The sequence below is a fragment of the uncultured Mucilaginibacter sp. genome, assembly GCF_903913935.1.
Classification (GTDB): domain Bacteria; phylum Bacteroidota; class Bacteroidia; order Sphingobacteriales; family Sphingobacteriaceae; genus Mucilaginibacter.
On the sequence record NZ_CAIWNH010000205.1, the window covers coordinates 1 to 22,311 of the forward strand.

The following is a 22,311-nucleotide window of genomic DNA, read 5'->3' on the forward strand; positions in this document are numbered from 1 at the left end:
AAAAAAAGAGCAGATCAAAAGCCAGTTTGTACAGTCATTTGGTGAAAATGCTTTTAAAGGCAGCCTGGAAAATGGTGTTGCTACTTTTCCGAACAGCGGCGTAGCCAAAAATGCTAAGTGGACCGTTAATTCAAATTTATCATCCCCTGCAAAAGCCCGTGTTAAAACCGTTTACCAGCTGACAGACATCTCCCCGACTGTTTTCATAATTCACGGTGAGGGGATAATAACTACTGATGAGGACACCAAACCGGAACAAGGCGATGGCACCCCGGTGAAATACGAATTAAACGGTGGCGTGGTTACTGATATCAAAATAGATAAAAAAACGGGGTGGATCAGTGGGTTATATATTAAACAGTTTACAGAGGGGAATCTTGAAATAATGGATAATCCTAAAACCCCGGGTGGGATGACAATCCCGATGATGATAAAAACAGAAATAAGAATAGCCAACAAATAAGAAAATATCGCATAAAAAAGCCGCCTCAAATAAATGAAGCGGCTTTAATATTATTTCTATTGTTAATGGCGGTATTATCTCCAATGGCCAGGAATCCACCTGTAACCAGGGCGGGCGGGACGTTTAACCCAATGTCCTGCAACCCAAATTACGCCACGTCTTGGTGGAACGTTCCAACGGCCGGGTATATATTCATAATTTCTTCGGCCCGGATTCCACCTCCACTCTTCAGCTACCCAGATGTGAGCACGGGATGGTCGTGGGGGGTGCACCCTTTCGTTCCTTTCATAAGCTGCAGGGCGATTAAGCTGAAGGTTAACACCAATATCGACCTGTGCTTTAGCTTGTGTAAAAGCAGCGACCGAAACAACTGCCAATACTGTAATAATTCGTGTGATCTTTTTCATTTTAAAAATTGTTGATTTTTTAATTTAGGACTAAACAAAGCTAATAAAGTTTAATATTATATTTCAAAATTATATGCCATTAATTTACAAAACAATTTAATACCCAATTGTTTTTGATCGCGATAAATATTGTTATCAAATCAAAATTTGCCGCATAAAATTACGGGATAATTCCATTTTTACTTATTAAAAGCTCCAGTATATATTATTATCTATAATTAAGATTTATTAGCATAGCTGGGATTGTACTTATAGTTATAACCCGTATCATATTTTTCCTTTCTTCTGTTTTTTCATAATTTTCAGGTTAAAAACTTATCTTCGTTCCATGTCACCGGCAGAAGCAAAAACCCGAATAGAACACCTTTCATTAGAAATCAAACAGCATAATTACAATTATTATGTGTTGGCTATGCCCAGCATTTCTGATTTCGATTTCGACAAAAAACTGGAAGAACTTATCCAATTGGAAAAACAGTTCCCTGAATTTGCCGACCCTGACTCTCCTACCCAGCGGGTTGGCGGCTTTATTACCAAAGATTTTATCACGGTAAAGCATAAATGGCCGATGTTATCGCTGGGGAACACCTATAACGAGCAGGAACTGCTGGATTTTGACCAGCGCATACGCAAGGCTATTGGCGATAACTTTGAATATGTTTGTGAATTAAAGTTTGACGGCTTATCCATGAGCTTAACGTACGAACAGGGCAAACTGGTACGCGCAGTAACGCGGGGCGACGGCGTTCAGGGCGACGATGTAACGGCGAACGTTCGCACTATTAATACTATTCCCAAAAAGTTACATCCAGGTGATTTCCCCGAACATTTTGAGATAAGGGGTGAAGTATTTATGCACCTGAAAGCCTTTGAACGCCTGAATAACGAGCGTATTGAAAACGGCGAAACACCTTACGCCAACCCGCGGAATTTCGCATCAGGCACCATCAAAATGCAGGATTCAGCCGAGGTTGCGAAACGGCCGCTGGATTGTTTCCTGTATTTTTTATATACCGATAATATTATTTACGAAACGCATTGGGAAAGCTTGCAGGCAGTAAAAAATTGGGGCTTCCAGGTAAATGAACACAGCAGGCTTTGCCATACAATAAATGATGTTTTCGAATTCATCAATCTATGGGACAAAAAACGCTTTGGATTGAGTTATGATATTGACGGAATAGTTATTAAAGTAAACAGCTACGCGCAGCAACAGGAGCTGGGTTTTACCGCCAAATCGCCCCGCTGGGCCATCGCCTATAAATTTAAAGCTGAGCAGGCCGAAACAGAGTTACTTTCAGTTAGCTACCAGGTGGGTCGCACCGGCGCCGTTACGCCGGTAGCCAATTTAAAGCCTGTTTTTTTAGCCGGCACGACCGTAAAACGTGCTACACTGCACAATGCCGATGAAATTGAAAAACGACTAAAGTTGCATACGGGTGATTGGGTATATGTTGAAAAAGGCGGCGAGATCATCCCCAAAATTACGGGCGTAAATTTAGATAAGCGCAAACCTGGCGCAGAGGCCATCGCCTATATTACCAGCTGCCCGGCTTGCGGTACTTTGCTTGAAAGAAAAGAGGGCGAAGCGGCTTTCTATTGCCCTAACGATGAAGGCTGCCCGCCGCAGATAGTGGGTAAAATGCAGCATTTTATTGACCGCAAGGCCATGAATATTGATGGTTTGGGTGATGAAACCATCGAGACGCTTTACCAAAAAGGGTTTATCAACCACATAAGTGATATTTATAGCTTAAAGTACCGTAGCGACGAACTGAAATTGATGGACCGTTTCGGCGAAAAATCCATCACTAATATGTTGGACGGCATTGAAAAATCAAAAGAAATGCCTTTTGATAAAGTGCTGTTTGGCCTTGGTATCCGTTATGTGGGTGCTACCGTTGCCAAAAAGCTGGCAGTACATTTTAAAAACATAGATAAACTGGCGGCGGCTTCTTTTGATGAACTGATTACTGCTGAGGAGATCGGCGAGCGGATTGCCATCAGCATTTTAGAATATTTTAAAGACGAGCGTCATCAAGAAGAAATTGAAAAACTGAAAGCATACGGCCTGCAGTTTGTGACCGAAGAAATAGAAGTAAACCTTGCCAGCGAAACGCTCAGCGGCAAAACTTTTATTATAAGTGGCATATTTGGCAAATACTCACGGGACGAACTCACCAATATCATTGAGCAAAACGGAGGCAAAATTGTGAGCAGCATCTCAGCCAAACTCAATTACCTGGTAGCCGGCGATAATATGGGACCCGCCAAACTTGAAAAAGCAACCAAACTGAATATTCCTATTATTACAGATGATGATTTGCTGGCGATGATCGGATAAAAAAAGTGAGCAGCTTGGAGTAGGCCTTGGCAGATTGTAATATTTACTAATCGTTTTGCGGAAAAACGCGGATAGTTTCAATATATCGTACCTGGTAGTAATGGGTTAATGCTGTTTCAGTAACGCCTAAGTCCTGCTGCGATGTAGCGTGTATAAATTTCAGGTCACTGCCGTGGTTGGAGACTATTATACCAATGTGCCCCACAATATGGGCCGAGCTATCCGAGCCAGTAAAAAGTATCAGGTCGCCGGGCTTTGCTTTTTTTATGTCAATCAATTGGTTTACAAAGGTAAAATCAACGGATGGCCTGGGTACGCGGATACCAAAATGGTTAAACACGCAGGTAACAAAGCCGGAACAGTCGAAACCCTGTTCCGGGTCGGCAGAGCCATATTTATAGGGGGTACCGGCAAGACCGCGCGCGAAGGCTAACAGTTCAGCAGGTGTGGTTTTACCAGTTTGAATATGAATATATTTCGCTTTGGTACCGGCAGCCAGCGGAGCCAAAACGTGTCGGTCACCTGGCACCTCAGGTGCCAGGCTTCCCGGGTTGTTACAGGATAAAATGGCAATAGTCAGCAATAATATTACATAAATGAATCTCACACTACAGGTTACACAATAACCTGTCCATTATTGTATGGTTATTGTATTGAGATAGTTATCGGGGGGATCTGAAAAATTAAAATATTCGTGGTTCCATATCTTATATTTTTTTTGAACATACCACTTTTAGTGAAATTTATATATTTGTTTCAGATAATCAAGAAAATTTAAACAATTAACTTTTTTATAAATTTCTATTCCTATATTTAAATTTTATTTTTCTAAAACTTTGACGACTATGACACCCCTAAGTAGCATCAAGCCCTTTCGCGTTATTTGCCTGGCTTTTTTTTCAATATTAGCTGCTGGTTGCAGCTCTCCGGATGAAACCACTTGCCCTGACTGCAAAGGCAACCAATCGATATCAGCAACGGCACGTTTCAAAATCCTTGACAAAATATCAAAGCAAGACCTATTTTTTGGCAAACTGGCTAAATACCGTTTAAATCAGCTTAAAATAAGCCATGTTGCAAACGGGCATCCAGATACTGCACAGTCCATCATAAATATTGACAGTGTCAAACGCGTCTTCAGTACCAGTGTATTGTATAAAAACGATCTTGATACGATGGTTTTGCAAGTAGCTAACTTAAAGCCGGACACTTTATATTTAACAACCAGGCTATCAAACAACTGCTGCTCACATATTTATGTCTCATCGGTTACATTGCTTGGAAAAGTTATTTATAGTGATTTAGATGTAACAACAAAGATTAACGCAATACCAAAGATTATAACTGTTTTGAAATAAAATAAGCCAACTTGGTTATATTTAATTTAACTGGTAATGCGTTGTTATTTCCTGAAAATCAATCCTTCAAAGTTACCCTGCGCACTACCTATGATTTTAGCGATAAGTATGAAACTTTTCCGAGTGGCCGAAGATACTTGCCATCGCCTTACCCTACTGTCGGCCTGAGTTATATTAAAGGCATTAAAGGCGTTTTAGGATCGGATGCGGATTACGGCCTGGTTGCTGCCGATATCTCCAAATCGAACATAAAAACGGGCGTTTTGGGCAATACTTCCTTTTATATTGCTACCGGAAAATTCATCAATAACCACAGCCTTTATTACCCCGATTATAAACAATTTGCAGGTAATGAGGCATTGCTGGCCAACGGCGGTATCAATACTTTCCTATTATTAAACTATTATACCTTCAGCACCAATACCGAATATATTGAAGGCCACCTGGAACAGAATTTTTCAGGCTTTATCTTAAATAAAATCCCCTTGTTAAGGAAGTTAAAATTGAAAGAGATCTTCGACATCAATTATTTAAGCACACCGGCACTAAAAAACTATACCGAATTAGGTTTTGGGGTGCAATACCTCAATATCCGGTTGATGTACGGCACTTCATTGAATGGCGGCAGTAATATAAGATCAGCTCTGAGGCTGGAGGTGAGTTTTAAATAGATTGCACATTGCTTTGTTTTCTGAATTCATGTCCAGCCAATTCCCGGTGGTCTATCGACAAAAAAACCAAGAACTATCAACCATGAACCATGAACTAATCACAATTTGCTATATTAGCACCCTTTAATTATTGAGATGAATAAATTTTACGGAACGGGCGTTGCCATCATAACGCCTTTTCAAGCGGATGGACAGGTAGATTACGATGCATTGGGCAGAGTAATTAACCATTTGATTGACGGTGGGGTAGAATACCTGGTTTCCCTGGGTACTACCGGCGAAAGCGCCACCCTGAGCAATGAGGAACGAAAACAGGTTTGGGCTTTTACTTCGGGCGTAGTTAAGGGGCGTGTGGGCCTGGTAGCCGGCATTGGCGGCAACAATACCCACGAAGTGGTGGAACAAGTAAAGCAGTTTGATACAACCGGGTACGATGCCATTTTATCGGCCAGCCCTCATTATAACAAGCCTACACAGGAAGGCATTTACCAGCATTACAAGGCAATAGCGCAGGCAGCGACATTGCCCATTATTTTATATAATGTACCCAGCCGTACAGGCAGCAATGTTAATGCTGACACTGTAGTAAGGCTGGCGCATGATTTTAAAAATATTATTGGCATAAAAGAGGCCGGTGGCAATTTCGACCAGATCAACCAGATCATGCGGGATAAACCGGCAGATTTTTTAATGATCTCGGGCGACGACCCGGTTACTTTGCCGATGATGGCATTGGGCGGCGTTGGCGTTATATCCGTAACCGGCAATGTTTTGCCGCGCCAAACATCAGATATGGTAAGGCTTTGTCTTGAGGGGAATTATAAAGCAGCACAGATCATACATTCCGGCCTGATTGATTTTACGCGCCTGATGTTTGTTGAAGGCAGCCCTGCCGGAGCAAAAACTGCCTTAAAACACCTTGGCATTTGCGAGGATCATTTGCGCCTCCCACTGGTACAGGTAAGCGCCGGAACTACAGGAAAGATAGCTGCCGAATTAAAGAAATTCATATAACTAAAAAACCCGCCTTAATTGGTAAAGGCGGGTTTTTTATTGGAATAAAGCTTTTTGTAAGCCTTTTGTTGAAACTAAGCTTTATTCTTCGCTTCCTGAACTTCCAAACGAATAGCCTGGGCTAAATTCTTGAGATCTTGCATTCCCTTACGAACGCGGGTGCCAGCTGCACTGTTACCCTTGTTGTAAAATTTGTCAGCATCTGCTTCCAAAGACGCTACTAGTTCTTTTACTTCAGTAAATTTTTTCATTTCAGTTACTCCTTTTTAAAATATTGAGGTTTATTGTTTTGTAAAGCTAATCTAAACTGTTTTTTCTAAATTAAAAACTTTTAATGCATAAAAATAATGCCTTTAAAGTGGTTTTTCTCCACATTTAAGCGAGGTTTGCAATATTAAATACATATTAGATATTTCCCCACAATAGCAAAACTTATTTAATATCAGCACATAATGGCAATTTGATGATAATATTTAATCATAAATTAGCCAATAATTAAAACAAAGCGATTTTGAGTTTAAAAATGGTTAAATATTAATGATATTACTATAATTCCAATACTTCTACCGAAACCGGTATTAAATGCTCAATTGTTATAATATCCCCGGATAATATTGATGTGTTTTGATGATCAATTCGCCGAATAATGTATTGGCCCATGCAAACCATTTGCGTGTAAAGTCGCTTGGATCGTCTTTATTGAACGATTCATGCATAAAACCGGTATTGGCATGGGTGGTTTTCAGCCAGTGGATGCACTTGATGATCTCATTTTTATCGGTTGAGGTTAGCGCGCGCATGATAATGCTCATAGGCCAGATATAATTCATGCCTACGTGCGGCCCCCCTACCCCTTCCGCAGCCTTGCCTTTAAAAAAGTAAGGGTTGGCGCTGCTCAACACCATACGGCGGGTATTCAGGTAAAGCGGATCGTGGTTTGATAAAGCGCCGAGGTAGGGTAGTGCCAGTAAACAAGGCACATTGGCATCGTCCATAAATAGTTGGTTACCAAAACCGTCAACCTCATACGCCAATACTTTTCCATAAACCGGGTGTTGTTTGGTCGCATATCTTTCAATCGCAGCATGAACCTCTGTTGCCAGCGCAGTACACTCAGCCGCAGTTTTATTGTCTTTGCCTATAACCCGGAACATCTCGGCCATTTGCTTCAAACTAACGACGGCGAAATAATTGGAAGGGATCAAAAAGGGATAAATAGTAGCGTCATCAGATGGCCGGAAGATAGAACAGATCAACCCAACAGGTTTAACAGGGTTACCAAAGCCGCCGTTAGGGGCAGTATCACTGGCAACCTCGGTACGGCGCTGGAAATGATATGGACCGGGGCCATTTTTCCTTTGTTGTTCTTTAAAAGTCGCAAGGATCAGCTTGCCTGCCTTTTGCCAGTTCTCGTCAAAAAAGCTACTGTCGGCGCTGGTTTTCCAGTAATTATAGGCCAAACGGATGGGGTAGCAAAGCGAATCCACCTCCCATTTACGTTCGTGCAGTTCAGGCTTCATATCGGTGCGGTCGCTGTCCCATTCGCTGCCGGTCGGGCCGGCATTAAAGGCGTTGGCATAGGGATCGATCAGCACACAGGCGGCCTGCCGGTTAAGAACGCCTTTAATCAGACTCCTTAACTCAACATCTTCCTTTACCAAGGGCAGATAGGGCCAAACCTGGGCGGAGGAATCGCGCATCCACATCGCATCAATATCCCCGGTGATGACAAAGGTATCGGGGCGGCCGTTTTTAACGGAATAATTTACGGTGGTATCCAGCGTATTGGGGTAGCAGTTTTCAAACAACCAGGCCAGTTCAGGATCTTTAATAGCTGCCTTTACTTTGCTAATCTTTGCCTCTACGGCTTTGCTGGTAAATTTGCGGTTGGCAAGCGGCGGCCGTTTGCTTTCGAAAGTTTTGGCGCCGAACCAAGTTGGTTTAAGGCCCATCCCTATTCCTGCGGTGGTAATCCCGTTAATTTTTATAAAATCACGACGTGTTAGCATGGTGTTTCAATTGGTAAGATGTAAAAATATAAAAGCCCTCCGGATTACCGAAAGGCTTACAAATATTTTATTACCTCTTGTTTAAAAATTACAATGGCAATGCTACAATAAACGAGGTCCCTTTGCCTAGCAGAGATTTTACAGTGATAGTACCATTCATTTCTTCAATGGCCTGTTTGGCAAAGTACAACCCGAGGCCCATGCTTTTTTTGTTGATGCCGGATTTGAAGTACTTTTTAAATATATTTTCCTTTTGGTCCGGCTTTATGCCCAGGCCGTTATCCTCGATTTCGATAATGCACTGCTGGTCTTTACGATATGATTTTACCTTGATCCATTGTTCAGGCTTATTGAAATCAGCATACTTAACAGCATTGGAGATCAGGTTATTAAAAACCACCTTTATATCGGCGATGTTGCATTTCAGTTCCCATATTTCCAGTTCGCTCAAAAAATTCACCTTATGGCCGTCTGCGAAAAAACTATTCTGGTTTTTGATATCATTTACCATTTCCACCAGGTTGCAAACTTCTTCCTTTTTAGTGTTTTCGTTCCGGATGGTATTTAAAACATCACGGATATATTTGTCCTGCAGCTCAAGTGTCTCACGCATCATCTCCGTATAATCAGGAAGCTTTGTGATGTCTTTTTCGCGCTCCAGCACCGAAACCAAGCCTGTTAACGAAGCGATGGGCGACCTTAAATCATGAGTAACCGAATAGGCGAATTTTTTGATCCTTTCGTTCATGTTATTTAATGCCAGGTTCTGTTCCAGAATTACTTTTTGCGAAGTATGCAGCTTCCGGAGCATAATACCGGCCAGCAAAGCTGAACATACAAGAATAATAAAGGGAATAACCAGGTCGAGAATAAAAACATAATGGTCAACCATCCGCGATGTAACTCCCAAAATAGATGAAAAATCCTGTTGTTTGATAGTAAGGTTGTCAGAGATGGTGTTCACCTGTAAGATCAAACCATCGCCGTCAACCGGCTTTCCTGCTGCAACATTACGATGCGCGGTAACGCCGATGGCGTTTAATTTGGCCACCAACACATCAGCCTGCTGCCAGGTTTCGATGGCGGTTTTAAAGAAAGGCTTATTTTTAAATTGGCTAAAAAACCAAACCAATTGCGGCAGGTCCTCTTTGTTATTCCCGCCCATTAAAAAGCCGATGCGGGCTATCCGGGCATCTTTACCCAACATAAGTGCTTCCCTCGCGATGCTGTCGCCTTTAGGGATGCTAATATCGCTTTTAAAATACAGGTAATCAACCTCATCATGCGAGTTGAGGTAGCTGACCAGGTGCCTGGTAGCATCCTTTTCACCTTTTGCATATTGCGCCTCGAAATTTGTGTAGGCCCTTGTGGAGGAAATAATTTTTACCGCATAGTAGTGCGTTATACTGATTGCAGCGGTGGCAATCAGCACAATTACAGTTAAGGAAATGATCACTCTCTTCATTACAACAGCACGCCGGTGGGTTAAAGGATTATCTTCAGATCAAGAAAACAACAAACCGGTTTGTTTACTTTATACGAAATTACAAACGCAGAGTTGTATTGTTTTACAAAAAAGGACCAATAGCTGACAAAGTCACTATTTGAGTTATTAGAACTTCAACGAAAACCGTGATACAAAAAAAACCTCCCGGGTTACCGGGAGGCTTTCAAATAGCTGATTTGTGCCGGATTACGCCACCACCATTTTATTCTCTTTATAATACCCTGCCTTCAATTTTTCTGCCATTTCACTGTAAGCATCCAATGTTCTTTGAACATCTTCCAGGCTATGTGCGGCAGTAGGGATCAGCCTCAACAGGATCAGTCCTTTTGGGATCACCGGGTAGATCACAATGGAGCAAAAGATGCCATAATTTTCGCGCAGGTCGCGGGTTAAGGATGTAGCCTCATATAGTTCGCCTTCTAAAAACACGGGGGTAACCATCGTATTAGTAACGCCAAGGTTAAACCCGCGTTCTTTCAGTCCGTTTTGTAAAGCATTGGTAATCGCCCATAGCTTTTCGCGTAGTTCAGGTTTTGAACGCAACAGTTCAAGTCTTTTTTTCAAGCCCAACACCATTGGCATAGGCAATGCTTTGGCAAAAATCTGTGAGCGCATGTTATAGCGCAGGTAATCAACAATTTGCTTGTCAGCAGCCACAAAAGCGCCTATCCCGGCCATTGATTTGGCGAAGGTGCCAAAGTAAACATCAATACCTTCGATGCAATCCTGCTCCTCGTGTGTACCGGCTCCGGTTTTGCCCATGGTACCAAAACCGTGAGCGTCATCCACCAACATGCGGAAATTGAATTTATTTTTCAGGGCAACGATCTCTTTCAACTTGCCCTGCGCACCTGACATGCCAAAAACACCTTCGGTGATTAGTAAGATGCCACCACCAGTGGTTTCTGCCAATTTGGTGGCGCGTTCGAGCTGTTTTTCGCAGCTTTCCATATCGTTATGCTGGTAAACATAACGCTTGCCCATATGCAGCCTTAAGCCGTCAATGATACAGGCATGCGATTCAGCATCATAAACAATCACATCATTACGGTCAACCAGCGTATCAATGATAGACAACATGCCCTGGTAACCGTAGTTAAGCAAATAGGCATCTTCTTTACCAACGAAGGCTGCAAGGTCACTTTCCAGTTCTTCGTGGTGCTTTGAGTTGCCCGACATCATGCGCGCGCCCATTGGGTAGGCCATGCCAAAATCAGCAGCTGCCTGCGCATCGGCTTCCCTTACTTCCGGGTGATTAGCCAGTCCCAGGTAATTATTCAGGCTCCAAACCAAATGTTCTTTGCCGTTAAACATCATGTGTGCGCCTATTTCACCCTCAAGTTTTGGGTATGAAAAATAACCATGAGACCATTTTTGGTGTTGCCCAAGCGGGCCACCCATGTTTTTTGATATTTTATCGAATATGTCCAAAATACTTTCTTATTTAAAATGCAAATATAGCCCTTAAAGCATTTATTAGCAATGGCTATTACTTTTTATAATAGGCTATAATAAGGAGTTCATGGTTGATAGTTCATGGTTCATGGAAGGACCGCAAGGCTGGTTCCGAAAACTGCATAAAAAAACCACGGGCTATCACCCATGGTTTTTTTAACTTTTTGCTATGAACTATGAACCATCAACTATGAACTAGTCCACATTATCATGCAGGAAAGAGTTATTGCCCCTGATCTCCGTATTTCCTTCGTTATCCGGCAACAAGGAGAACCTGGATACCTGGCTTTCGTCAGAGGCAGGCGTTTGCTGCAACGCTATTTCTTTACGTTTATAGGCAGGTACATTTTCCATTTCCTGCAGGTTACCGTTTCGTAATTTCATACTCAGGTCCTTCAGGCGCATAATGCGCTCACGCGATTTGCGTAACTGTTCCTCAATGGATTCATCCGTTTTATGATCATCTTTACCCACCACAACTTCTGGTTCTGGTTCCGGCTCAGGCATTCTTTGTTCCTTAACAGATTCAACGCTAGCCACCGGCTCAACCACCTTAAAGGTCATTTCGGGCATTTCGGGCGCTTCATTTTCTACCGGCGCAGGTTCTTCATTTAACCAGCTGTATTTTACCTGTGCAGGCTCTTCAGCACGCGGGGCAAACAGATCGAACAATCCGGTTTGTTTTGGCTCTTCCTTATGTTTCTCAGGTCCGCCTTTGAGGTAAGGGCCTGATGCGGGAGTTTCTGGCTTAACAGGGGTTATAAATTCATTTACAGCCCGTGGATTGTGAGGTACCGCAGGATCAAGGATCGAAATAATTTTCTTTTCTCCTTCTTTCTTCTCGCGCTCGTCCCTTGTTTGGAATCCGGTAGCAATAATGGTTACACAAAGCTTATCGCCCAGGTTTTCATCAATGCAGTTTCCCCAGATCACGTCGGCCATTAAGCCGGCTTCTTCCTGTATGTAGTCGGTAATAATACTTACTTCATCCATGGTAACCTCCTGAAGGCCTGAGCTTATATTCAGCAGGATATAACGTGCACCTTCAATTTCATTATCTTTTAACAAGGGAGACGACAAAGCGCCTTCAACTGCTTTTAATGCCCGGTTTTCACCTTCGGCAGATGAACTGCCCATGATAGATACACCACTATCTTTCATAACAGTGCGCACATCTTTAAAGTCGACGTTTACATAGCCGGGAAGCGTTATTATTTCGGCGATACCTTTAGCCGCGGTTGTTAAAATATTATCGGCTTGTGCAAACGCTGAACCTAAGGTAAGGTTACCAAAAATCTGGCGAAGCCTGTCATTGGAGATCACCAAAAACGAATCGACATATTTTTTAAACTCTTCCATTCCCTCTTCCGCCTGCAATTTGCGGCGTTTACCTTCAAAGGCAAAAGGAGTAGTGATGATACCAACAGTTAATATATCCATTTCGCGGGCGGCTTTGGCAATGATCGGGCTTGCGCCGGTACCTGTGCCACCACCCATACCGGCAGTAATAAACAACATCTTTGTGTTTGAGCCCAGCATCTGTTTAATATCATCGATATTTTCAATCGCTGAATTTTTCCCAACTTCAGGGATCGACCCTGCGCCCATACCTTCAGTAAGGCTGGCGCCCAGCTGTACTTTGTTTGGGATAGGGCTTAATTCCAATGCCTGCGCGTCGGTATTGCAAACAATAAAATCAACGCCTGTTATCCCCTGCCTGTACATGTGGTTTACCGCGTTGCCCCCGCCGCCGCCAACACCAATTACCTTGATGATGGACGACTTTTCTTTTAACATCTCAAACTTCATAATCCTTATTTTCTGTTATTTATGACTGATGAATAACCAGATTTCTGTAATGTAATAATAAAACTTTTTCCACAAGCTTTTTCCACAATTGTCAATATGTGGAAAGATTGGGAATTGTGAATAAGTATCTGAAACAACGTGTTTTCACCATAAAACCTTGCGCTTTTCCCGTAATTATTGTTTCAGAAAATCCTCATCTTTTATATCATCTTTTATGAATTTTTTTCCACTTTCCAATATTTTACTCAGTAAGCCAAACTTTTTATCTTCGGTAAATTTTGTTTTTGCAACCTTAATTTCGGCCGGGGCCTCAAATATGTCATTGTATTCCATTTTTTGAATACCCTTAATCAGCAAACCAATACCTGTGGCAAAAGTCGGGCTTTGCAACTCCTCGTAAACCTGTTTTGGCAGCACTTCGTTTTTTGCCAGGTGTTCATTTGGTAAACCAATGCGGCAATCCAACCCGGTGGTGTATTCCACCAGCTGCGCCAGGTGTTTTAACTGGGCGCCGCCGCCTGTTATGACGATGCCGGCGATCAGCTTTTTCTCATAACCAGATGATTTGATCTCATAAAACACATGCTCAATGATCTCCTCCATACGTGCCTGGATAACAAATGCCAGGTTTTTTACAGAGATTTCTTTTGCCTCGCGGCCACGCAGACCGGGCACACAGACAATCTCGTTTTCCTTATTTTCTTCGGCAAGTGCCGAACCGAACCTGATCTTTAACTGTTCGGCTATGTTTCGCATTACCGAGCAACCTTCACGGATGTCTTCGGTTATACTGTTACCCCCAAAAGGAATAACGGCGGTATGCCGGATGATGCCTTCATGAAAGATGGCAACGTCGGTTGTGCCGCCGCCGATATCCACCAAAACCACACCTGCTTCTTTTTCTTCGTCACTTAAAACGGCTTCAGAAGATGCTAGCGGTTCGAGGATCAACTCAGAGCTTTCGAGGCCTGTTTTATTTACGCACTTCACAATATTTTTGATGGCAGTAACCTGGCCGGAAATGATATGAAAATTTGCTTCCAGCCTTACCCCCGCCATACCGATAGGGTCTTTTATTCCAGGTTCGTTGTCAACCGTAAACTCCTGCGGTAAAACGTGTATGATCTCTTCACCCGGAGGCATTACCAGGTTGTACATATCCTCTATCAGTTTATCAATATCTTTACGCGAGATCTCGGACGTTATATCGCGGCGCGTGATCAAACCGCGATGCTGCAGGCTTTTGATATGCTGGCCTGCGATGCCAACATTCACCACCCTGATCTCTACATTTGATTGCGCACCCGCTATATCCACCGCCACGCTTATTCCCTGTACGGTTTTATCGATATTTGAAACCATACCGCGTGTTACCCCGGCAGATTCTGCTTTACCGATACCCAATACCTCGATCTTCCCGTTTTTGCTCCGGCGGCCAACAATAGCGCATATTTTTGTTGTTCCGATGTCCAATCCTACTACGATTGGCGAACTTTTTTCCTGAGTTGAGCTTTTGTCCATATTAATTCTTTATTAGAGATGTGTCTTTTTTCAATTTTGTCGAATCACCTGAGAGGTTTTTGGCCTTCAGCGAATCTGCTTTTATATTTTCGCTCCGCACGCCAATCACCTGGTTGGCATACTTGATGTTGATAACTTTATATGTATCCCAGCCTACCAACGGGAGCGCTTTCTTATAGAAAACGAGCAGGTTATGGAATTTTGAATCCAACGAATCAGCATTGCCGATCAGGATCCTGTTATTGCCTACCCTGGGTACCAGTTCTATCTCATGGTCCTTATTGACATACAGCTGCGCAATCTGCGCGTCCCACAGTGAGTCCTTCCTGATAAAATCAGCAGTTTTAAAAAGCTGCATGGCAAGCACAGTATGCAGGGTATCCACATGGTTGGCAAAAAGTTCGTCTATATAACCATTTGCCACCAGTACCCGCGCTGTAAAATTGCCCGATAAGGGAAGCTTCAACCCATGCTGGTCAACATAAAAATCCTGGTCGAACCGGTTCATTATTCTTAAAACAGGCTGGCGCTGGCTTATTTCTACATTTATTATTCCGTCCATGTCTGCATAAATTTTGGCAAACTCAATAAATGGGTTTGATTTTAATTTTTCTTCAAGTTCGTGGATGTTGATATCGTCCATCCGGTGGCCAATAATCGCATGGCTTTGGATCCCCAAAATATGGTCAATTTCTTCCCTATCGATAAAGTACTGGCTGCCGGGTATATAAATTTTCACATCCTTGCATACCACTTCTGATTTTTTTACGCTAATAAAACCCATCAACACCACCAGGCCACCCAGGCTGATGGCCCAGGCAAAACCTACAAGCAGGTATCTCCAGATTCGCTTTTTAAACATCTTGTAAAGCGTGTTTTAGTGGTTGAACCAATTGATCAATATCACCGGCGCCTACCGTTAAAAGTAAGCCCGGTTTTTCATTTTTTACTATTTCTACAGCTTCTTGTTTTCCACATTTCCGCTTGTTTTGCAGCTTCATCTTCCCTAATATCATGTCGGCATTTACGCCTTCTATCGGCAGTTCGCGGGCGGGGTAAATATCCAGTATAAGCAGTTCGTCCACCAGGTCAAGGGCTTCGGCAAAGCCATCGGCAAAATCGCGGGTACGGGTATACAGATGCGGCTGAAAAATGGCCGTCAGCTTCTTGCCGGGATATAACCGCTTAACCGACCTGATACAAGCCTTTAGCTCTTCGGGGTGGTGGGCATAATCATCAATATAAATATGATCGTTGTTTTTAACGATATATTCGAAGCGGCGCTTTACACCCGCAAATGAACCAAGGGCGCTTTTTACCGCATCCGGAGAAATATCCAGCATTAAGGCTGATTCAATAGCAGCCACTGCATTTTCAACATTGTGCGTACCCGGTATCCCTAATTTAATGCCCGGAATGGTTACTTTACCATTGGTGAAATCAAAATAAAAATCACCATTTTCAATCCGGATATTTGATGCATGGGCGTCGGCTTCCATTTCAGCCGCGTAGGTTAAACCGCCCTCAAGCGGCAGGCCTGTTTTGTGAATGAGCTGGCCGCCGGGTTTTATCTGTGAAGCAAAGAGCCTGAACGAATCCGCCAGGTGATCCTTGTCGCCGTAGATATCCAGGTGATCGGCATCCATAGATGTGATGATTGCTATGTCAGGAAGCAGCGTCAAAAACGACCTGTCGTATTCATCGGCTTCAACCACTACTATATTATTTTTTCCGTAAAGCACATTGGTGTGGTAATTGGTTGAAATGCCCCCCAGGAAGGCAGAACAGTCCTTACCCGAATCTTTCAGGATATGAGCGATCATGGTGGAAGTGGTTGTCTTACCGTGCGTCCCTGCAACAGCCACTGTAAACATCCCCCTGCTGATAATGCCTAATACCTGCGATCGCTTAAAGAGTTCGAATCCGCTGTCTTTAAAGAAATTCAGGATAACCGAATCCTTTGGAACGGCAGGTGTAAAAATAATGAGCGTACTTTCATCGGGGGTATGAAAAGCTGACGGTATCCAGCCGGCATTGTCATCAAAAATTACCGGTATGCCTTCCTTTTGCAAGTCACTCGTTAAGTCTGTCGATGTCTTATCGTATCCGCAAACAACGCATCCCAAATGATGAAAATACCGGGCCAGGCCGCTCATGCCTATTCCGCCAATTCCAACCAGGTAAACGCGTTTTATATTGCTTAATTCCATATTTATTAACACTAATTGCACGAATTGATTCGAATTACCCGAATGCTTCTTCGCAGTATTTTATTTATTGACACTAATTGCACGAATTGATTCGAATTACACGAATGCTTCTTCGCAGTATTTTATTTATTGACACTAATTGCACGAATTGATTCGAATTACACGAATACTTCTTCGCAGTATTTTATTTATTGACACTAATTGCACGAATTGATTCGAATTACACGAATACGCTTCGGCTATGAACCATGAACTATGATCTATTAGCCAATTTCATCACTTCCTTTGCTATTACTTCATCGGCATCAGGCATTGCCATTTTGCCGATGTTATCACTCAATGTTTTTTGTGTTGCTTTATCATTTAAAAGCTCAAGCACTTTATCAACCAATTTTGCTTCGGCATCGCTGTCGGCAACAAATGCCGCTGCGTTGTTGTTCACCAGGGCCATTGCATTTTTGGTTTGATGATCTTCAGCAACATTTGGCGATGGCACCAGTATCACCGGTTTTTTTACCACGCATAATTCGGCAATAGTACCGGCCCCTGCACGGGATATGATTACATCCGCCGCGGCATAAGCCAGGTCCATCCGGTGTAAAAATTCCATTTTCCTGATATCAGGGTGATAATTGTCACCCAATTTCTCGATGATACCTTTATAATAGAATTGCCCTGTTTGCCATATCAATTGCACATCCGCATCAATGATCTTATCCAGCCCAGCCATAATGCTGTTGTTTAAGGTACGCGCCCCTAAACTGCCTCCGGTAACCAGGATAGTTTTTTTAAAGGCCGATAGCTTATACAATTCAAGCGCCTGCATATGTTTGCCGGCGATATTGACTGAATCCCTGCGGATAGGGTTGCCGGTTTTGATGATCTTGCTGAAAGGGAAAAACTTTTCCATACCATCAAAAGCCACACATATTTTCTGCGCCTTTTTGCCGAGCCATTTATTGGTGACACCTGCATATGAATTTTGCTCCTGGATCAAATAAGGAATCCCTTTCATGGAAGCAGCATACAATATCGGCCCGGAGGCATATCCGCCTACACCTACCACCGCATCAGGCTTAAACTCTTTGATGATACCAAGCGCTTTTTTCACGCTGCTTATCAGTTTAACCGGGAACATTACATTTTTCCAAACGGAATTCCGCTGGATCCCCTGTATGTCGAGCCCTATAATTTTATAGCCTGCTGCCGGTACCTTATCCATCTCCATGCGGCCGTTGGCGCCAACAAATAATATTTCGGTGTCAGGATCGAGCTTTTTAAGCGCATTAGCAATAGCGATAGCCGGGAAAATATGCCCCCCGGTACCTCCGCCACTGATGATGATTTTTTTTGATTTCACCGATTTATTGTTTTTGTTCTATGATTTCACCGATTACATTTTGATTTCACCGATGGAACTTTTAATTCTGCTTTTCTATTTTCGTTACGCCGATCAACTAAATCCGAAATCGAAATTCCGAAATCACGCTACCGCTACTTCTCTTATCTCCCCTATTATAACTTTCTTTGGCTCTTCTATATCCCGGCTTACCGACAGGATAATCCCAAACGCTATACTTGTAAACAATATGGATGTACCGCCCATACTTACCAACGGTAGAGGGATACCTGTTACAGGCCCCAACCCCACTGCCACTGCCATATTTGCAAATGCCTGTATCGTTAAACTAAAACTCAACCCGGCTGCCAGCAATGCACCAAATGCTTTTGGTGCCTTCGTCACAATTTTTATGCAGCGGTATAGCAAAAACAAGTAAATTCCTATTAATACCAGGCCGCCAAAAATGCCGTATTCCTCCACAATGATGGCATATATTTCATCAGAATAGGCCTCTGGGAGGTAATTGATCTCGTCGCTTTTGCCAACACCTTTTCCAAAAAAACCGCCGGTAGCAATGGCTATTTTAGCATGATCAGACTGGAACGATTTATCAGTATTTGCAACTTCCGGATGCATAAAGGCGTGGATCCTGGAAACATACGTTTTATGGCGCGGACCCAGGAACACAACACCAGCCAGCAACATTCCACCAGCCAGGCAGGTTATTGCAATTTGTTTAATGCTGATACGGCCAATAATGAGCAGCAGGATACTAACCCCAAACAACATGAGCGCGGTGGAAAGGTTTGCCAGCGCGATCAATATAAAAACAGCACAAACAGCACCCATAATTGGGATAAAAGATTGTTTTACATCTTTTATATTCTCCTGTTTAATGGATAATGTACGTGCCAGGTAAGTGATGAGGGCAAGCTTGGCCAAATCCGAAGTTTGAAAACTTAAACCGGTACCCGGAATAGCGATCCACCGGCTTGCATCATTTACGTGGCTGCCAAATAACAGTGTATAAACCAATAACGGCAGCGTGATGATCATCAATAATTTTGAGATGCCGCGGTAATACCGGTAATCCAGTTTATGCGAAATGTACATCAGGGCAATCCCCCCTACGATCATGGCCAGGTGTTTCATTAATATCGACTCGGCTCCCACACCACGTTTATAGGCAAGCGTACCTATTGCGCTATAAACTGCCAGCATGGAAATTACCGAAAGCAAAATCACTATCAGCCAGATCCACCTGTCGCCTTTCGTATTATTTAGTATTCTGTGCATCTTTCAGTTCATGGTTAATAGTTAATGGTTCATAGCCAAATTCGCGCTTAATTCTTATAACTTCTACAACCCCTTGCAACATTTATATCCTTTTCAAATTTCTTCATCTGCACATCCGCATATTTGCACATCCGCACATCAATTACAACTCCTTCACCGCTTGTTTAAACTGCCGGCCACGGTCTTCGTAGTTTTTAAAAAGATCGAAGCTTGCACAGGCTGGCGATAACAATACCGTATCGCCTTTGGTTGCCAGGTGATAAGCTACCTGTGCGGCTTCCTGGGCCGAATAGGTATTTACGATCACTTCCACCACATCTTCAAATGCATCATGGATCCGCTTATTGTCTTTGCCGAGGCATACAATCGCTTTTACCTTTTGCTTTACCAGGCTCTTTAACATCGAGTAATCATTCCCTTTATCAACGCCGCCAAGGATCAGTATCACATCCGAGGTCATGCTTTCAAGGGCATACCAGGTAGAGTTAACGTTAGTCGCCTTTGAATCATTGATAAAGCTGATGCCGGATATTTTCCCAACCGACTCAAGCCTATGTTCAATACTTTTAAAATTCCCCATACTTTCCCTGATGACAGGGTTGCGGAGTTCGAGCACTTTAGCCACAATACCCGATGCCATCGAGTTATAAACGTTGTGCTTTCCTTGTAGGGCCAATTCTGTTATGGACATTTGAAAATGTTGTTGGTGAGTGTTAATGACAATATTGTCGTTTTCGAGATATGCTCCCGGTTCAATCTTTTTTTGAATAGAAAATGGTAATTGCTGCGCAACGAAACTTCGCTCTGCCATGCCTTTTATCGTTTCAGGATCATCGGCACAATAAATAAAATAATCGTCGGCTGTTTGATTTTGGGTAACCCGAAACTTTGAGGCTGCGTAGTTTTCCAGCTTATATTCATACCTGTCCAAATGGTCAGGTGTTATATTGAGCAGCACGGCGATGTGCGACTTAAACTGGTACATATCATCCAGCATAAAACTGCTTAGCTCCAGTACATAGATGTCAAATTTTTCAGTCGCCACCTGGTAAGCAAAACTTTTTCCGATGTTACCCGCCAGGCCGACATCTAACCCCGCACTTTTAAGGATATGGTAAGTAAGGCTGGTGGTGGTTGTTTTACCGTTTGAGCCCGTAATGCCTATAATTTTTGCATCAGTATACCTGCCTGCAAACTCGATCTCTGAAATCACAGGGATATTTTTTTCTCTGATCTTTTTAATTACCGGTGCTTTTTCTGGTATACCGGGGCTTTTTATTACCTCGACAGCTTTTAATATTTCTTCCTCAGTATGTTTATTCTCTTCAAAGCGGATATTCCAATCAATTAACTGCTGTTTGTAACTATCAGCAATAGCCCCAAAATCCGAAACAAAAACATTATAGCCCTGCTGTAGCGCCAGGTAAGCCGCACCCACCCCGCTTTCGCCGGCACCGAGAATAACTATGTTTTTATTTGATTTCACCGATTTTTATTTATTGATTTCACCGATTTGTTTTGGTCCATGGACCATTGCCAAATTGTTGTTATTTACTGTTTTGTTTTCTAAACTAATCTCCAGCCTCTGATCACTAATTAACTAGCGAAGCTTCAGCGTTATTACGGTCACGATAGCCAGCAGGATGCCGATGATCCAGAACCGGGTGACAATTTTGGCTTCATGAAACCCTTTTTTTTGATAATGATGATGTAGCGGCGCCATCAGAAATACCCTTCTCCCTTCGCCGAACCGCCGTTTGGTGAATTTAAACCACCCCACCTGGATGATAACCGACAAATTTTCGACAACAAATACGCCGCACAATAGTGGCAGGATCAGTTCCTTGCGGATCATAATGGCAAAAACCGCAATGATACCACCAATAGCCAAACTTCCTGTATCACCCATAAATACCTGGGCCGGGTACGAATTATACCACAGAAACCCAACGCAGGCCCCTACAAACGCGCCTGCAAAAACAACCATTTCGCCTGATTGCGGGATGTACATAATATTGAGGTAATCGGCTATTAATGTATTACTTGACACATAGGCAAGTACTGCCAGCGTAACCCCGATGATGGCCGATGTGCCCGTCGCCAGGCCATCAATACCATCCGTTATATTTGCCCCGTTTGATATAAAAGTGATGATGATGATGACGAAGAACATAAATACCAGCAGCGAATAATGATCAGTATCCGCGCCAATGAATTTTAATACTTTGCCGTAGTCAAACTCGTTGTTTTTATAAAAAGGGATGGTCGTTTTTGTCGACCGTACATCCTGGGTATACACCGGCGTATTGCCGCGCATGTGAAAATTAACAGGTGCATTGGCAATTGCCGGCAATTTCACTTCCTGCCTGATGATGATATCAGGATTAGAATACATGGTAAAACCAATAAATAATGCCAGGCCCACTTGTCCGATGATTTTAAACCTCCCTGCTAAACCTTCTTTATTCTTCTTAAATACTTTGATATAGTCATCCAAAAAGCCAATTCCACCAAGCCAGATAGTGGTCACGATCATCATGATCACATAAATATTGCCCAGTTTGGCAAATAACAGTGTGGGCACCAATATGCCCAGGATAATGATGATACCGCCCATGGTTGGCGTACCGGCCTTTTGCATCTGGCCTTCCAGGCCCAAATTGCGTACGGTCTCGCCTACCTGTTTGTAACGGAGGTAATCGATCAGCCGGCGACCAAAAACCGTAGTAACCACCAGTGATGTAATTACAGCCATGGCCATCCGGAAAGTGATATACTGAAATACCCCTGCACCAGGAATTGCGTAATTTTTGTTCAGCCAATTAAACAGGTAGTATAACATATTATTTATTTGGATTTCACCGATTTATTTATGATTTCACCGATTCTTTTTGTCCATGAACCA

Annotated in this window: 19 protein-coding genes; 5 read left to right on the forward strand and 14 right to left on the reverse strand. The window is 43.0% G+C overall.

The window, feature by feature from the left end; all coding sequences use genetic code 11:
- Positions 1-463 (forward strand): DUF6263 family protein (locus tag QZY09_RS07520; RefSeq protein WP_295670443.1); only part of this gene is annotated, 463 nt, incomplete at its 5' end.
- A 74-nt stretch (positions 464-537) separates the two neighbouring features.
- Here the strand turns inward: QZY09_RS07520 and QZY09_RS24710 are convergent.
- Positions 538-870, reverse strand: coding sequence for a hypothetical protein (locus QZY09_RS24710; protein WP_367119186.1), 333 nt, complete (start codon positions 868-870; stop codon positions 538-540).
- A 328-nt stretch (positions 871-1,198) separates the two neighbouring features.
- On the opposite strand from QZY09_RS24710, the gene ligA reads away from it, so the two are divergent.
- Positions 1,199-3,214 (forward strand): NAD-dependent DNA ligase LigA, encoded by a 2,016-nt coding sequence (gene ligA, locus QZY09_RS07525; protein WP_295670446.1) that lies wholly within the window; start codon positions 1,199-1,201, stop codon positions 3,212-3,214.
- A gap of 46 nt (positions 3,215-3,260) precedes the next feature.
- Here the strand turns inward: ligA and QZY09_RS07530 are convergent, their stop codons facing one another.
- The gene (locus QZY09_RS07530; RefSeq protein WP_295670449.1) at positions 3,261-3,821 is read right to left on the reverse strand and encodes an NlpC/P60 family protein; all 561 of its coding nucleotides are present in this window, start codon (positions 3,819-3,821) and stop codon (positions 3,261-3,263) included.
- 238 nt (positions 3,822-4,059) lie between these two features.
- Between QZY09_RS07530 and QZY09_RS07535 the strand changes: the two genes are divergently transcribed.
- The 3 genes from QZY09_RS07535 to dapA all read left to right on the forward strand — a co-directional run bounded on the left by QZY09_RS07535 (position 4,060) and on the right by dapA (position 6,257).
- Complete coding sequence (locus tag QZY09_RS07535; RefSeq protein ID WP_295670454.1) at positions 4,060-4,572, forward strand: hypothetical protein; 513 nt, start codon at positions 4,060-4,062, stop codon at positions 4,570-4,572.
- Between the two features lie 11 nt (positions 4,573-4,583).
- Positions 4,584-5,243, forward strand: a complete 660-nt coding sequence (locus QZY09_RS07540) for a DUF5686 family protein (RefSeq protein ID WP_295670458.1) — start codon at positions 4,584-4,586, stop codon at positions 5,241-5,243.
- 135 nt (positions 5,244-5,378) lie between these two features.
- Positions 5,379-6,257: a 4-hydroxy-tetrahydrodipicolinate synthase gene (dapA, locus tag QZY09_RS07545; protein WP_295670461.1), complete on the forward strand. Its 879-nt coding sequence runs from the start codon at positions 5,379-5,381 to the stop codon at positions 6,255-6,257.
- Positions 6,258-6,331: 74 nt separating this feature from the next.
- Here dapA and QZY09_RS07550 read toward each other — a convergent pair whose 3' ends face one another.
- From QZY09_RS07550 to mraY, 12 genes are all read right to left on the reverse strand, one after another.
- Positions 6,332-6,508, reverse strand: coding sequence for a histone H1 (locus QZY09_RS07550; RefSeq protein WP_096354567.1), 177 nt, complete (start codon positions 6,506-6,508; stop codon positions 6,332-6,334).
- Between the two features lie 342 nt (positions 6,509-6,850).
- Complete coding sequence (locus QZY09_RS07555) at positions 6,851-8,266, reverse strand: glycoside hydrolase family 125 protein (protein WP_295670466.1); 1,416 nt, start codon at positions 8,264-8,266, stop codon at positions 6,851-6,853.
- Between the two features lie 88 nt (positions 8,267-8,354).
- Entirely contained in the window at positions 8,355-9,731 is a 1,377-nt protein-coding gene (locus QZY09_RS07560; RefSeq protein WP_295670469.1) for a HAMP domain-containing sensor histidine kinase, read from the reverse strand.
- 228 nt (positions 9,732-9,959) lie between these two features.
- A complete protein-coding gene (locus tag QZY09_RS07565; RefSeq protein ID WP_295670472.1) occupies positions 9,960-11,204 on the reverse strand; it encodes an aminotransferase class I/II-fold pyridoxal phosphate-dependent enzyme in 1,245 nt (414 codons plus the stop codon).
- 219 nt (positions 11,205-11,423) lie between these two features.
- Entirely contained in the window at positions 11,424-13,037 is a 1,614-nt protein-coding gene (gene ftsZ, locus QZY09_RS07570; RefSeq protein ID WP_295670476.1) for a cell division protein FtsZ, read from the reverse strand.
- 174 nt (positions 13,038-13,211) lie between these two features.
- The gene (gene ftsA / locus QZY09_RS07575) at positions 13,212-14,558 is read right to left on the reverse strand and encodes a cell division protein FtsA (RefSeq protein WP_295670479.1); all 1,347 of its coding nucleotides are present in this window, start codon (positions 14,556-14,558) and stop codon (positions 13,212-13,214) included.
- Position 14,559: 1 nt separating this feature from the next.
- Entirely contained in the window at positions 14,560-15,420 is an 861-nt protein-coding gene (locus tag QZY09_RS07580; protein ID WP_295670484.1) for a cell division protein FtsQ, read from the reverse strand.
- Entirely contained in the window at positions 15,413-16,768 is a 1,356-nt protein-coding gene (gene murC / locus QZY09_RS07585; RefSeq protein ID WP_295670488.1) for a UDP-N-acetylmuramate--L-alanine ligase, read from the reverse strand. The genes QZY09_RS07580 and murC overlap by 8 nt, the downstream gene beginning before the upstream one ends.
- Before the next feature lie 253 nt (positions 16,769-17,021).
- Positions 17,022-18,128: an undecaprenyldiphospho-muramoylpentapeptide beta-N-acetylglucosaminyltransferase gene (gene murG, locus QZY09_RS07590; protein WP_295670490.1), complete on the reverse strand. Its 1,107-nt coding sequence runs from the start codon at positions 18,126-18,128 to the stop codon at positions 17,022-17,024.
- A gap of 123 nt (positions 18,129-18,251) precedes the next feature.
- Positions 18,252-19,406, reverse strand: coding sequence for an FtsW/RodA/SpoVE family cell cycle protein (locus QZY09_RS07595; RefSeq protein WP_295670493.1), 1,155 nt, complete (start codon positions 19,404-19,406; stop codon positions 18,252-18,254).
- 142 nt (positions 19,407-19,548) lie between these two features.
- Positions 19,549-20,892, reverse strand: coding sequence for a UDP-N-acetylmuramoyl-L-alanine--D-glutamate ligase (murD, locus tag QZY09_RS07600; RefSeq protein WP_295670495.1), 1,344 nt, complete (start codon positions 20,890-20,892; stop codon positions 19,549-19,551).
- A 114-nt stretch (positions 20,893-21,006) separates the two neighbouring features.
- Positions 21,007-22,248: a phospho-N-acetylmuramoyl-pentapeptide-transferase gene (mraY, locus tag QZY09_RS07605; RefSeq protein ID WP_295670498.1), complete on the reverse strand. Its 1,242-nt coding sequence runs from the start codon at positions 22,246-22,248 to the stop codon at positions 21,007-21,009.
- Between the last annotated feature and the right edge of the window lie 63 nt (positions 22,249-22,311).

Coding starts and splice junctions, on each gene's coding strand:
- QZY09_RS24710 (WP_367119186.1), bottom strand. CDS start 870: ATGAAAAAGATCACACGAATTATTACAGTATTGGCAGTTGTTTCGGTC.
- ligA (WP_295670446.1), top strand. CDS start 1,199: ATGTCACCGGCAGAAGCAAAAACCCGAATAGAACACCTTTCATTAGAA.
- QZY09_RS07535 (WP_295670454.1), top strand. CDS start 4,060: ATGACACCCCTAAGTAGCATCAAGCCCTTTCGCGTTATTTGCCTGGCT.
- dapA (WP_295670461.1), top strand. CDS start 5,379: ATGAATAAATTTTACGGAACGGGCGTTGCCATCATAACGCCTTTTCAA.
- QZY09_RS07550 (WP_096354567.1), bottom strand. CDS start 6,508: ATGAAAAAATTTACTGAAGTAAAAGAACTAGTAGCGTCTTTGGAAGCA.
- QZY09_RS07555 (WP_295670466.1), bottom strand. CDS start 8,266: ATGCTAACACGTCGTGATTTTATAAAAATTAACGGGATTACCACCGCA.
- QZY09_RS07560 (WP_295670469.1), bottom strand. CDS start 9,731: ATGAAGAGAGTGATCATTTCCTTAACTGTAATTGTGCTGATTGCCACC.
- ftsZ (WP_295670476.1), bottom strand. CDS start 13,037: ATGAAGTTTGAGATGTTAAAAGAAAAGTCGTCCATCATCAAGGTAATT.
- ftsA (WP_295670479.1), bottom strand. CDS start 14,558: ATGGACAAAAGCTCAACTCAGGAAAAAAGTTCGCCAATCGTAGTAGGA.
- QZY09_RS07580 (WP_295670484.1), bottom strand. CDS start 15,420: ATGTTTAAAAAGCGAATCTGGAGATACCTGCTTGTAGGTTTTGCCTGG.
- murC (WP_295670488.1), bottom strand. CDS start 16,768: ATGGAATTAAGCAATATAAAACGCGTTTACCTGGTTGGAATTGGCGGA.
- QZY09_RS07595 (WP_295670493.1), bottom strand. CDS start 19,406: ATGCACAGAATACTAAATAATACGAAAGGCGACAGGTGGATCTGGCTG.
- mraY (WP_295670498.1), bottom strand. CDS start 22,248: ATGTTATACTACCTGTTTAATTGGCTGAACAAAAATTACGCAATTCCT.